We start from the raw sequence: 13,210 nt of genomic DNA, 5'->3' as shown, positions 1-13,210 counted from the left end.
GTCAAACCAATATTCGGCACGAAAGTAATCATTCTGTTCAATCTATCTAAAAAGTTAAATACCCTATTTTTGACACTATGTATAAAACGATGCCAAAGTATTTTGTTTTTGTGGTACTGATTTTTGCCTTTTTAGCGTGCGAGGAAAAACCAAAAGCGCCAAAAGGATTATCCAACGTTAAAGGTGAAATTATAACCCATGCCAGTGGATTTCAAATCGACCTTGGGGGGGCATTCCCCGTAGTAACCGTCTTCAACCCCTGGCCAGGAGCTGAAAAACCATTGACCTATGCAGTGATTCCAAAAGACAAGTTGGCTACAATAACCTACCCGAAAGATGCCTATGATGCCGTTGTGGTCACCCCGATTGAAAATATTGTGGTCACCTCTACCACACATATTCCAGCTTTAGAGTCACTGGGGGCATTAGACAAACTCATCGGATTTCCTGACACAAAATATGTATCATCAATGCCGGCCAGAAAACGAATTGCCGAAGGAAAAATAAAAGAATTGGGCAACAATGAATCCCTGAACACCGAAATGGTGTTGGAAATGCAACCTGATGCCATCGTTGGCTTTGCCATTGATAACCAAAATGACAATTACGACCTTCTGAATAAATCGGGAATACCAGTACTTTTTAACGGGGATTGGACCGAACAAACACCTTTGGGCAAAGCGGAATGGATAAAATTCTTCGGCGTCTTACTTGATAAACAACACGAGGCGGATAGTATCTTTAAATCCATTGAAACCAATTACAACGAAATAAAAACCCTCGCTAAAGATGCAATTGAAGCACCAACGGTTATGAGTGGGGCACTATATAAAGACGTCTGGTACCTGCCCGCTGGGGATAGTTGGGCAGCACAATTTTTATCGGATGCGAACGCAACCTATTTATGGGAAGGAAGCAAGGGTACGGGAAGCCTTTCATTAAGTTTGGAAACAGTTCTTGAGAAGGGTAAAAATGCCGACTTCTGGATAGCTCCTGCCCAGTTTACCTCTTATAACGCGCTTTCGGATGCCAATACTCATTATAAGGAATTTCAAGCCTATGAAAACAAGGATATCCACACATTTTCACTGACTACAGGACCTACAGGAGGTTTACTATACTATGAATTAGGGCCCCAGCGACCGGATATGATCTTAAAGGATCTGGTCCGTATTTTCCACCCTGAATTACTACCGAATTACACACCCTACTTTTTTCGACCTTTACAATGAATAAAAGTAATATTTCATTTGGTGTATGGTTTTTGGGTCTATTCCTCATATTGCTATTGGTTATGGTACTCAATCTTAGTTTAGGTAGCGTCTCCATCCCGTTTAAGACCACCATACAGGTACTATTTGGCAAGGAACCCGAAACCGCTTCTTGGAGTTATATTATTTTGAACTATCGCCTACCCAAGGCTTTAACAGCTATCATAGTAGGTGGTGGGTTAGCCGTAAGTGGGCTGCTGATGCAAACACTGTTTCGAAACCCCTTAGCCGGACCTTTCGTACTTGGTGTGAGTTCAGGAGCAAGTTTGGGGGCAGCCTTTTTACTCATGGGAACATCACTTTTTACTGGCTGGGCATTATTTGAATCCATAAACGACATATCATTGGCCATAGCCTCAAGTTTAGGGAGTTTTGCGGTGTTATTGGTGGTAGTTATAGTGGCCAATCGTGTTCGCGATACGATGACATTGCTCATCATAGGGTTGATGTTCGGTAGTATCACTGCGGCGGTGGTGAGTGTTTTGGCTTATTTCTCAGATGCTGAAAAACTGCAACGCTTTATTTTTTGGTCTTTTGGCTCGGTAGGGGGACTATCGTGGTCGCAATTGGGCATTTTAACCTTGGTGGTCGTATTCGGGCTATTCTTTGCCATCTTATCACTGAAAAGTCTAAACGCTTTTTTGCTAGGGGAAAACTATGCGAAAAGTCTTGGCATTGCTTTAAAAAAATCCAGGTTCCTTATCATTGCAGCGACTGGACTGATTGCTGGGGGAATAACGGCCTTTGCAGGGCCCATCGCTTTCGTTGGGTTGGCGGTACCCCATTTGACGCGGCAATTTTTCAATACCATGGACCATCGCATCTTACTGCCGGCCGTATTTGTGTATGGGGCTATTTTGATGCTGTTATGTGATACCATTGCCCAATTGCCCACATCGGCCAAAGTCTTACCCATCAATGCAATCACTTCAATCATAGGCGCACCTGTGGTCATTTGGCTACTGCTTCGAAAAAGAAAACTGTTCTTCTAATATGGAAAAGCAAACGGCATATTTACAAGTTAGTGCTTTAGAAGTAGGATATAAATCCGAAAGGGTAGTTCGCAATGTCGATTTTACCTTAAATAAAGGGGAGTTATGTGGCATTGTGGGTGTCAATGGCATTGGAAAATCGACGCTGTTACGAACCATAGGGAATTTACAGCCCAGATTAAAAGGGAGTATTACGATTCAAAATAAGGATCTACAAGATTTTAATACCGCCGAATTGGCCAAGGGAATAAGTCTCGTGCTTACGGAGCCCCTGGCCTCTTCAAATCTGACCGTAAAAGAATTGATTGCCCTGGGTAGACAACCTTATACCAATTGGATAGGTACTTTGACCCAAGAAGACGAATCTAAAATTCAAAACAGCGTTGTTGACTTAGAGCTTGAGGGTTTTAGTCACCGTAAATGCCATGAACTTAGTGATGGCCAGTTGCAAAGGGTGCTGATAGCCCGCACCATGGCGCAAGACACTCCATTGATTCTCTTGGACGAACCAACAACACATTTGGATCTGTACCACAAAGTACAGATCCTAAAACTGCTAAAAGGCTTGGTTCAAGAACATCAAAAGTCGATTGTCTTCACCACCCATGAAATCGATTTGGCCATTCAACTCTGTGATAGGATATTGATTTTAGACGGAAAGCAAAATCCTTTCGGTACGCCTAGTACACTAATTGAACAAGGTTGTTTTGAAACGCTCTTCCCTACGGATATGGTTCATTTTGATTCCCAAAGTGGGTCTTACCGAGTGAAGAAGTAATCTTTTTTATCCCCCGTAAAAGTCATTAATCCATTATCTTTATCCGTAGAAAAAACTACTATGGGTTCGGAGTTTATTTATATCATCATCGCCTTGTCTTGTCTAGCAATAGGGGTTTTTTTGGGAATTTACATCCAAAAATTAAGGACAAAATCCAGCCAGAGCGTATTGGATGCTGAAATAGTACAGTTGAATAACTCCGTCAATGCCCTTAACGAAAATTTAATGGCAGCGCATGAAGAAAAGCGACAACTACAATCGGAAAAAGAGAAATTAGGTCAAGACTACATTCGCCTTGAGGGGGTAAACGACAATTTGCAGCGCATCAACACCGAGCAAAAAGAAGAGGTAGAAAAACTACAAGAGAAGTTTACCAAAGAGTTTGAGAATCTAGCCAATAAGATACTCGATGAGAAAAGTACTAAGTTTACCGAACAGAACCAGAAAAACATCAAACAGATTTTAAGTCCGTTACAGGAAAAAATACTATTGTTTGAAAAGAAGGTGGAAGACACCCAGAAAGAAAACATTACCATACATACTGCACTTCGTGAACAGTTGTTGCACCTTCAGAATCAAAACCTTAAAATTACCCAAGAGGCCGAGAATTTAACCAAGGCATTGAAAGGTGATAGCAAAATGCAAGGCAACTGGGGGGAATTGGTGTTGGAACGCGTATTGGAAAAATCAGGACTGGAAAAAGATCGCGAATATACCGTACAGCAAAGTTTTAGACGGGAAGACGGTTCTCGGGTATTACCCGATGTTATCATCAATTTACCTGACGGTAAAAAAATGGTGGTTGATTCAAAGGTCTCCCTAACCGATTATGAACGTTATGTCAATGCAGATCAAGAACTTAAAGAAAAACACCTCAAAGATCATATCAATTCCCTACGCAGACATGTAGAGCAATTATCCGCCAAAAAATACGAGGACCTTTATGAAATGGAGAGTCCTGACTTTGTACTGTTATTCGTTCCCATAGAACCTGCATTTGCTGTTGCCATCAATGAAGACAATTCATTGTACAACAAGGCCTTTGAACAAAATATCGTTATCGTTACCCCTTCTACCCTATTGGCTACCTTACGTACTATAGATACGATGTGGAACAATGAAAAACAGCAAAGGAATGCCATCGAAATCGCGCGCCAAGCTGGGGCGTTATATGATAAATTCGAAGGCTTCGTAACGGACTTGACGAAGGTGGGTAAAAAAATGGACGAGGCAAAAACAGAATATCGTGGCGCCATGAACAAATTGGTTGAAGGCCGGGGCAACATAGTCACAAGTATTGAAAAACTAAAAAAGATGGGGGCCAAAGCTAAGAAATCAATACCTGAACCGATATTGAAACGGGCAGAAGAAGACGATTTCAATAGTAGTGCCGAACAACCTAAACTAGAGATCTAAATGCGTAAGTTTCTTTTTATACTAATTAGTGTGTTATTATTGGGCATTGCAGCGTATTTTGCCTTTGTCTATTACGTTCCGTTCAGTGAAGGATATCGTTCGGGCGAATTGATAAAGTTTAGCCGTAAGGGTGTTTTGGCAAAGACTTGGGAAGGTGAGATCAGCCAGGGAATCTCTGGAGCACAGATATTTGAGTTTTCCGTGGAGGATGGCCAAGATAAAGTCATTGAAAAATTGAAAGACTTTCAAGGAAAATACGTCAAAGTTACTTACAAAGAACGTTATTCAACCTTCTTTTGGTTAGGTGACACCAAGTACTTCATTATCGATGTAACGCCTGAACCTCCACCTCATTTTGGCAATTGATATGAAAAAGTATAAAACCTCAAAAGAGTCCAGAACGTCCATCACCGAATTAATGCAACCCTCCCACTCCAATTTTGGGGGTAAGGTGCATGGGGGTTATATCTTAAGTTTGATGGACCAAATTGCCTTTGCCTGTGCCTCAAAACATTCGCAGAGCTATTGCGTGACGGCATCCGTGAATCGAGTTGACTTTTTGAATCCGGTTGAGGTCGGTGACCTTATCATTTTGAAGGCGTCTATCAACTACACGGGACGCACTTCAATGGTCGTTGGCGTTCGTGTCGAATCTGAAAACATCATTACAGGCCAAAAAAAACATTGTAATTCTTCGTATTTCACCATGGTCGCAAAAGATGAAAAGGGTAAAAATATTGCAGTACCAGGCCTCCTTATTAAAGATGAACAGGGAATGCGACGTTTCGCTCGAAGCAAAGAGCGCAAACTATCGGCACGCCGTAGGGATACCAAATACGACACCAAAAATTTCAAGATGAATGAATGTCTGGCCTATTTGAATGGTGAAAACGTAAAAATGGACTTAGATTAAGTTTGCCGCGGCTTCGTCCATAAACCAAGTCAGATTTCCTGATAAGGGTCGTACCAAAGCAGCCGGATATTTTTTGTAATTACTTTTTTGGTTGTGGATCTCATCCACTTTTTCCGCTTTGGTGGCACCAGTAACCAAAAAGATAACTTCTTGGGCCCTATTGATTACTTTTCCATTGATGGAAACCCGTTGCTGTCCCGAATCAGGGTGTGCAGCCACCACACAATGGTCTTCTGCATTCCATAACCCAATATTATCAGGGAAAATGGAAGCGGTATGTCCGTCATCGCCCATACCCAATAGTACCAAATCGAACTGGGGAACGCCATGGACCCTATCTAAATTGATTTCCAGAAGATTGGCATAACGTAAAGCTTCCCCTTTTGGGTCTTTCTCACCCAAAACGCGGTGTATGTTCCCTTTCGGAACGGTAATTTTTGACAGCAGGTGTTCCTCGGTCATTTTATAATTACTTTGATCGTGGGTGGGGGGCACGCAGCGTTCGTCGCCCCAATACAAATGTATTTTCGACCAATCTATGGTATCCCCATATTCTGAGGCCAAAACATCAAAAATCAATTTGGGTGTACTTCCACCGGAAAGTGCCACATGAAAAACGGCTTTATCTTTGACCCTTTCGGCAAAATAGGCCGAGAATTGCCTCGCGACCTCTTGCTTATCCTTGTATACCTTTACTTCCATACGATAAAAAAAATCATTTTGATTGGGGCTTGAAACGTAAGCAATGGAATTCTTCCATCGTTACACTCCTAACTCCTAACTCCTAACTCCTAACTCCTAACTCCTAACTCCTAACTCCTAACTCCTAACTCCTAACTCCTAAATTTAACAAATCACACAGTAGCCAGAGTCATCAGCAAGATTGGCACTTGGGTTTCGCCAATAGCCTACGCCATCAATAAGCTCATCGGCATTCTCAGGGCCCCAAACCCCAGCAGCATACCCATACATGCGTACGTCTTTACCATCCTTCCAATACTTCAAGATTGGGTCTACGAATTCCCAAGCTGCCTCTACCTCATCGGCCCTTGCATAAAGGGTTGCATCGCCTTGCATACAATCCAACAAAAGACGTTCATAAGCCTCCATCACGTGGGTCTGCGCCAAACTGGAGTAGTAGAAATCGAGGTTCGCCCGTTCTACTTTAAAACCTTGACCGGGTACCTTGACCCCAAACTTCATCAAAATACCCTCGTCGGGTTGTATTCTGATAATCAATTTATTGTCTTTGCTATTCACCCCCGAATCTTGAAAAATCTGATGGTGTGGCGTTTTAAAATGAATTACCACTTCAGTAACCTTAGTCGGCATTTTTTTTGCGGTACGTACGTAAAAAGGGACATCTTTCCAACGCCAATTATCCACAAAAAATTTAATGGCGGCATACGTCTCGGTGGTCGAATTGGGATCTACCCCATCTTCTTCGCGATAACCCTTGACCAGTTCACCTTCAACTTCAGAGGCAACATATTGGCCCCTGATGGTATTTTCATGCAGGGTCTTCTCATCCCTCATAATGCGGAGTGATTTGAGGGCCTTTACTTTTTCATTCCGTATTTCCTCTGGCTCATCCCCAATTGGTGGTTCCATTACGACCAGAGATACGATTTGAAGTAGGTGATTTTGAAACATGTCGCGAAGTGCACCTGATTTATCATAGTAGCCACCCCGTTTCTCAACACCAACACTCTCGGCATTGGTAATCTCTACATGCTTGATATAGTTTCGATTCCAAAGCGGTTCGAAAATACTATTGGCGAATCGCGTCACCAAAAGGTTCTGTACCGTTTCCTTACCCAAATAATGATCGATGCGGTAAATCTGGGGTTCCGTAAAATATTGTTGTAGTCCTTTGTTGAGCTTACGGGCGGTCTCGAGGCTATACCCAAAAGGTTTTTCAACGATCAAACGTTTCCAACCATTATTTTGGGTGGTCAAATTTACATCGGCTAAATTCTTGGCGATGGTCTCATACAACGTTGGTGGTGTCGATAGATAGTAAATGATATTACCAGCGGTACCATATTCGCTGTTCAATTCTTCAATTCGCTTGCGCAAGGCACTATAATCGGTATCATAAGATCCCCCAAGGTCCTCATAAAAAAACTTATCTGAAAAACCCTTTATATATTTTTCCTTTAAATCTTTGAGTTTGTCCTCAAGATAGTCACTTTCTAAAACTACCCGATTTCTGAACTCATCATCGGTCATATCACTACGACTTGCCCCAAGTACGATAAAATTCTCGGGGAGTTGTTTTGCGATATAAAGATTAAAAAGGGATGGCACCAATTTACGTGCGGTTAAATCTCCCGAGGCGCCAAAAATTACAAGAAGTTGGTTTTCCGTTTTTCTCATTCGTTTTTTTATTTGAAGTTAAGCCAATGACTTTGAACTTTCTTTGACTTATGCTATTATTTTTGATCCTAATGCTATTCATTAGTCTATAAATCGTGATAGCACTAACAATTTATAACGACTAATTTTGAGAATCACATGCCGTTATTTGAGCATCACGAATATAACGTTTATTTTAGGTAGCTCTTAAATGCATGGCAGTACTTAATACGTAGTTAACATTAAATTGGAATATGGCAAATACATATGATTTTGGATTGGTAGGACTGGGCGTTATGGGACGCAACTTTATTTTAAATGTGGCGGATAACGGTTTTACCGCTTATGGTAATGATTTAGACGAACAAAAGGTCAACGCCCTTATTGAAGAAGGTGGCGATACGAATAAAGTCAATGCTACTACTGATGCCAAGGCTTTCGTAAACGGTTTGAGTGCTCCCCGCAAGATCATGTTATTGGTACCCGCGGGTAAGATCGTAGATGCCGTCATCGATAATCTCTTACCTTTACTTGATGAGGGTGATATTATTATTGATGGGGGAAATTCTTTTTATACCGATACGGACAGACGTGAGGCCAAACTGAAGGAAAAAGGGATTAATTTTTTCGGTGCTGGGGTTTCAGGGGGTGCGAAAGGCGCGCGCCTAGGGCCAAGTATTATGCCCGGGGGCTCAAGGGAAGCTTATCAACACGTAAAACCGATTTTTGAAGCAGTCGCGGCGAAGTACCAAGGGGAACCCTGTGTAACCTATTTAGGCCCCAAATCAGCTGGAAACTATGTCAAAATGGTACATAATGGCATCGAATATGGGTTAATGCAATTGACCTCAGAGATCTATGATCTATTGAAAAAGGCCGGGGGACTTACCAATACCGAGCTACATCAAACCTTTACGACATGGAATCAAGGTCGACTACAATCGTTCTTGGTTGAGATTACTTCCGAAATATTCGAACAGAAAGACGATTTGACCGACAATGATCTAGTCGATATGATTTTGGATAAGGCCAAACAGAAAGGCACCGGAAAATGGACTTCCCAAAACGCGATGGATTTGGGCATACCGGTACCTACGATAGATATTGCAGTGAGCATGCGGGAAATTTCCGCGCTAAAAGAAGAGCGCATCACAGCAGATGGATTGTATGACCGACCCAAACCCGAGAATGTGGTTAAGGCATCGTTGGTAGATAAAGCGGAACAGGCACTTTATTTTGCCTTTATCATGGCTTATGCACAGGGTATGCACCAACTTGCTGACGCCTCAAAGGAGTATGGTTATGAACTGGATTTAGGAGAAATTGCCAAGATATGGAGGGCTGGTTGTATTATACGTGCCGCTCTATTAGCTGATATCACCGACGCGTTCAAAGCCAATGCTGATTTGCCCAATTTATTGCTATCGCCCGCTTTTGTAGAAAAAGTGCAATCCACCGTAAACGCCTCACGTGAATTGGTCGCGTATGGGGCTATCAATGGAATTCCGTTACCGGGACTTTCGAACGCCCTTACCTATTTTGACGCCTATACCTCAGAGCGTTTACCGCTAAACTTAATTCAAGCGCAACGCGATTATTTCGGTTCACATACCTATGAGCGCTTAGATCGAGACGGTATTTTTCATACGGAGTGGGAAAATCAGGGGCAATAGGTAAAAGGATATACAATTGTTGTTGGTGACATCAAATCGTTGCGATCCATTTTAGGAAATGGACATCAATATTTAAAGAGCTGATATAAAATGGAAATCTGAATTACTGTAACGCGGCAGGAAATTTTCTGGAATTTCAAATGGATTTTGATTGCTATTTTCCATTAGTGATTGAATTTCTGTGCAGTACGCTTGGTTTCAATCGACCTCTTATTTGTTCTTAGCGCTGTATTCAGAACAAATAAAGGGCAACGTCCATAATCCATTTCCTATCGATGGTAGTCTTCACTATAGGATACTATTCAGGCCATAACGAATCTAGCGCTTAATAGAAAAAGGCCAACATCGCGTGCCACCTATGGCAAATAAGGTAAAATGACCCATTTAAAAAGTTCGTGCGTGTTTAAAAAGTCTAACATTTTTTTTAATTTGACTTTGAAAATGTAAAGGTGAAGCTAAGGGCAATAACTTGACGAAGTCCACCGCAGAAAGCGAACTGCCCATCGTGATATCATAAACATACGGGAAACACCAACATAAAATAATTCAAAATCAAGTGCATATGGAAGTAACAACTGAAAAAAACGAAAAGGTCGCCAATATGATCTTTGCATCCATTTATCCGCATTACCTGAATAGGATAGTAAAAAATGGAAGGACAAAAGAAGAGCTGGATCAGGTAATCACATGGTTCACTGGTCATGGTAACGAGTCAATACAAGCACTGATCGATGAAAAAGTAACCTTCAGGTCATTTTTCCAGAAAGCTAAGATACATCCAAACGCGCACCTGATCAAAGGGGTCGTTTGCGGTTATCGTATTGAAGAGATAGCAGATGAATTTGAATTGTATAAACAATGTAGGCAGATGGAAAAGTTGATTGAAGAATTGGCAAAAGGTCGTAAAATGGAGAAAATCTTGCGAGAAGAAAAAGTTCGCAATTAAAAAATACACGTTGCAAGGGCAATTCAACCCAAACGCTTACCAAGGTAGTTGCTAAACTCTGAAATTAGATTCGCCCCAGACACGCATCGCATCGATTATCGGAAATAGGGACTTACCTTTTTTCGTGATGTAATACTCCACCCGCGGCGGAATTTCGGCAAAAATCCGTCTTACCAAGAGGCCATCATCTTCCATTTCACGCAGCTGCTTGGTCAACATTTGCTTGCTGATGCCATTGATTCCCCTATGTAAAACCCCAAATCGGTTCGCCCCTTTCGAAATTAGGTAGATTATGATGGGTTTCCATTTGCCGCCAATCATACTCATTGTATAGGTTACGGGACAGTCGGCAACGGCTATGGACTTTTCTTTTATTTTTTTTTCATCCATAACTATTTGTTTTTCAATATTGGTCTGATTTTTATTACTATATCAGTTTATTATAACTACTTGTAAATATAAGACCAAAACGGGACATTTGTCCGTAACCGAGCTCATAAAAACAAAGAGGGCAAAATGCAATGGCTTCACAGGATGTTAAAAGAATAGTCTTGAGCTGAATTCGAATTGCTGCTTTATACTCATCAGAAAAAACAAATAGTACCAATGGAAAATCCAAGAACATTAGAACAAGTAAAAAACTATGCTTTAGGCGAGTGGCAAAGTATAGCTATGGAATTAAGGCCTACCGAGGACCGAACTGGTAATGGCAAAGTTGAGCCGACATACCTCAAAAGGAATTTTAAATATTTACCAAATGACAAATTCATCGGAACAATCACCTTATTTGGTGATAACTACGGAAAATTACTACTCATGGAGTTTGAATTCAAAGGGAATTTGATTTGGCATGATGAACATCCCATCGCAAAAGGTGCTTGGAAAATAGATTATATGCTCGATGAAGGGTTTGCGGTCACTCCCCTGAGCACACAGGCGACAAGCATGTTGAATATGGCATTGCCCGAGGGAATCACGCCATTTGAAGACCACCAAAAGAAGGCTATTTTAGGAAAGGCCTTTCCAATGTTCCATATCGCTGAAGGTCAAATCGTAGGCGATTACGATTTAATCTATTTTAAACACGGCCTTTTGTTTATGGGGGCGAAACATGTAGATGGTACACCTTTTGACCAACCGGGGAATAGACCGCATCAATTGCAGATTCCGTTAGAAAGGGTACCATAAATTCGGTAGATTACAATGTCGATAACCCATAATCACAGCATGGGTATTACAAATGAATCTTGTTAAACAGTAAATAAAATTTGCAACTATTTCTAGGAAAGTGCGACATGGGGAAATAAACAAGTCAATACATATTTCATATTCGACTGTAATGGAACGATGAATTACCTTGAAGGCTAAAAGCTTAAGTTAAATCAAGGCATGGTGATTGACATTTACCGTAAGAGGGAATAACCGAATTTTCAAACTATTGGATACTTTGATATGAGTTGCTTCTAGCGGCGCCTTAGTGAACAATATCACGTAGGCGTTCGGTGGCCCGATTTGCAAAGAATTGTAATGGGATTTTACTATATTCCCAAATAATTGAGCAAATTACAAATGCAGCAACATCGCCATTACCTAAATCCTAAATCAAACCATTATCTTCTCGTACCGCTATTATGGGTGGTTCTTTACGCCTGCGCTCCTAAGAAGCAAGCAGAGTACCAAAGTACTGATTATTTAGGACAGGAAACCCCCGACACTATTCCACAGATTTTTGGAAAGGATATTATATCGGTCGACGGCAGGTTCGATATGGGTTTTGCAATGTCACCGAATGGCAAAAGCATGGTTTTCGGGGTTGCTGATGAAACAGACCCAAAAGGGACTTGTTTATACTTAATGAATAACATCGATGGTATCTGGTCATCACCTGACAAATCATTTTTACCTGACAACGTAAATACGTTCTTTCCGATGTTTGGTCCATCAGGGGATAAGCTTTATTTTGCTAAATCCAATGGTTCTGATACCGACTTGTGGAGTGCTGAATTTGTCGACCATAGCGCTATTGCCCCCCAACCCTTAGATTCGATATTCAACTCAAAATCTAGGGAAGCGGGCCATGGCAAGGCAAAAAGCGGTGCGTTTTACTTTACATCCAACCGCGATGACCAAAACCAGTGCTGTGGCGACATCTATTACGCCAAACCTACTTCAGGTCGTTACACCAATATTCAAAGGTCTGCCATGTTAAGTTCTGAAGCCGACGAAGAAAGCTTATTTCTCTCTCCTGATGGGCGTTATATTATTGTACAGGCATGGAAGGGCGAATTTCAATCCAAACATGACCTTTATATCAGTTATCGCACCATTCATGGCTCTTGGACCCCTCTGAAGAGGTTGAATGACCATATCAATGGAAAGGAGATTGAACAGCGACCTTTCGTCTCACCGGATCATAAGTTCCTTTTTTTTAGCAGAATGAAAATACAACGGAAAAATGGACAGGATAGCTACGATTCAGACATCTATTGGGTAAGTACCAAATCGGTATTCGCCCCATACGTATACAACCCACAAATTGAGGCTTCGGTAACATTCAACAAAAAATTTGAGCTTCATTTTCCGAGCGATTTATTCAAGGATATCGATAATCAAGAGTTGACATACCAACTCACCTTGAAAGATGGTTCCGAAATTCCTGAGTGGATTACGTTTGATTCCAATAAGTTAATGTTAAGTGGTACATGGGCAACGAAAGAACCCCTTGGCTTTAAATTAACCGCAAGGGATGGTTCAGGCAACTCCAATATATTCAAATTTGACCTGAACCAATCGAATCTCGAAACCCAAGATTGATATTTACAGTGATGACTTAAGCAATCGGCACATAACAATACGGTTCTCA

At 41.4% G+C, this 13,210-nt stretch carries 13 protein-coding genes; 10 read left to right on the top strand and 3 right to left on the bottom strand.

What is annotated here, in order from left to right; translation table 11 throughout:
• The first annotated feature begins 89 nt into the window (after nucleotides 1-89).
• Genes AACM45_RS01090 through AACM45_RS01065 form a run of 6 tightly spaced genes read left to right on the top strand, consistent with a single transcriptional unit; the run spans nucleotide 90 to nucleotide 5,370 of the window.
• Nucleotides 90-1,232: an ABC transporter substrate-binding protein gene (locus AACM45_RS01090; protein WP_339140216.1), complete on the top strand. Its 1,143-nt coding sequence runs from the start codon at nucleotides 90-92 to the stop codon at nucleotides 1,230-1,232.
• The gene (locus tag AACM45_RS01085) at nucleotides 1,229-2,263 is read left to right on the top strand and encodes a FecCD family ABC transporter permease (RefSeq protein ID WP_339140215.1); all 1,035 of its coding nucleotides are present in this window, start codon (nucleotides 1,229-1,231) and stop codon (nucleotides 2,261-2,263) included. Before AACM45_RS01090 ends, AACM45_RS01085 begins: the two co-directional genes overlap by 4 nt.
• Before the next feature lies 1 nt (nucleotide 2,264).
• Nucleotides 2,265-3,041, top strand: a complete 777-nt coding sequence (locus tag AACM45_RS01080; RefSeq protein ID WP_339140214.1) for an ABC transporter ATP-binding protein — start codon at nucleotides 2,265-2,267, stop codon at nucleotides 3,039-3,041.
• A gap of 60 nt (nucleotides 3,042-3,101) precedes the next feature.
• Nucleotides 3,102-4,457, top strand: a complete 1,356-nt coding sequence (gene rmuC, locus AACM45_RS01075; RefSeq protein WP_339140213.1) for a DNA recombination protein RmuC — start codon at nucleotides 3,102-3,104, stop codon at nucleotides 4,455-4,457.
• A complete protein-coding gene (locus AACM45_RS01070; protein ID WP_339140212.1) occupies nucleotides 4,458-4,823 on the top strand; it encodes a 6-phosphogluconate dehydrogenase in 366 nt (121 codons plus the stop codon).
• A gap of 1 nt (nucleotide 4,824) precedes the next feature.
• Nucleotides 4,825-5,370: an acyl-CoA thioesterase gene (locus AACM45_RS01065; protein WP_339140211.1), complete on the top strand. Its 546-nt coding sequence runs from the start codon at nucleotides 4,825-4,827 to the stop codon at nucleotides 5,368-5,370.
• On the opposite strand, the gene pgl is transcribed toward AACM45_RS01065, so the two are convergent.
• Together pgl and zwf are read right to left on the bottom strand one after the other, a co-directional pair.
• Nucleotides 5,362-6,072, bottom strand: coding sequence for a 6-phosphogluconolactonase (gene pgl, locus AACM45_RS01060; protein ID WP_339140210.1), 711 nt, complete (start codon nucleotides 6,070-6,072; stop codon nucleotides 5,362-5,364). The two genes, AACM45_RS01065 and pgl, sit on opposite strands and share 9 nt — an antisense overlap.
• 144 nt (nucleotides 6,073-6,216) lie before the next feature.
• On the bottom strand, nucleotides 6,217-7,749 hold the full coding sequence (gene zwf / locus AACM45_RS01055) for a glucose-6-phosphate dehydrogenase (protein ID WP_339140209.1): 1,533 nt from the start codon (nucleotides 7,747-7,749) through the stop codon (nucleotides 6,217-6,219).
• 233 nt (nucleotides 7,750-7,982) lie between these two features.
• Here zwf and gndA point away from each other — a divergent pair, with 233 nt between their 5' ends.
• Both gndA and AACM45_RS01045 read left to right on the top strand, forming a co-directional pair.
• Nucleotides 7,983-9,401, top strand: a complete 1,419-nt coding sequence (gene gndA / locus AACM45_RS01050) for an NADP-dependent phosphogluconate dehydrogenase (RefSeq protein WP_339140208.1) — start codon at nucleotides 7,983-7,985, stop codon at nucleotides 9,399-9,401.
• Nucleotides 9,402-9,963: 562 nt separating this feature from the next.
• Entirely contained in the window at nucleotides 9,964-10,347 is a 384-nt protein-coding gene (locus AACM45_RS01045) for a DUF2200 domain-containing protein (protein ID WP_339140207.1), read from the top strand.
• A 51-nt stretch (nucleotides 10,348-10,398) separates the two neighbouring features.
• Here the strand turns inward: AACM45_RS01045 and AACM45_RS01040 are convergent, their stop codons facing one another.
• Nucleotides 10,399-10,737, bottom strand: a complete 339-nt coding sequence (locus tag AACM45_RS01040; protein ID WP_339140206.1) for a winged helix-turn-helix transcriptional regulator — start codon at nucleotides 10,735-10,737, stop codon at nucleotides 10,399-10,401.
• A 216-nt stretch (nucleotides 10,738-10,953) separates the two neighbouring features.
• Here AACM45_RS01040 and AACM45_RS01035 point away from each other — a divergent pair, with 216 nt between their 5' ends.
• Nucleotides 10,954-11,535 carry a hypothetical protein gene (locus tag AACM45_RS01035; RefSeq protein WP_339140205.1) on the top strand — a complete coding sequence of 194 codons (582 nt, stop codon included), beginning with the start codon at nucleotides 10,954-10,956 and terminating at the stop codon, nucleotides 11,533-11,535.
• Nucleotides 11,536-11,901: 366 nt separating this feature from the next.
• Nucleotides 11,902-13,161 carry a putative Ig domain-containing protein gene (locus AACM45_RS01030; RefSeq protein ID WP_339140204.1) on the top strand — a complete coding sequence of 420 codons (1,260 nt, stop codon included), beginning with the start codon at nucleotides 11,902-11,904 and terminating at the stop codon, nucleotides 13,159-13,161.
• Nucleotides 13,162-13,210 lie beyond the last annotated feature (49 nt).

This window comes from Croceitalea sp. MTPC5 (genome assembly GCF_036985505.1).
Lineage (GTDB): Bacteria > Bacteroidota > Bacteroidia > Flavobacteriales > Flavobacteriaceae > Croceitalea.
The sequence above is the reverse complement of the archived record's forward strand: the minus strand, read 5'-3'. Positions and strand labels throughout refer to the sequence as shown.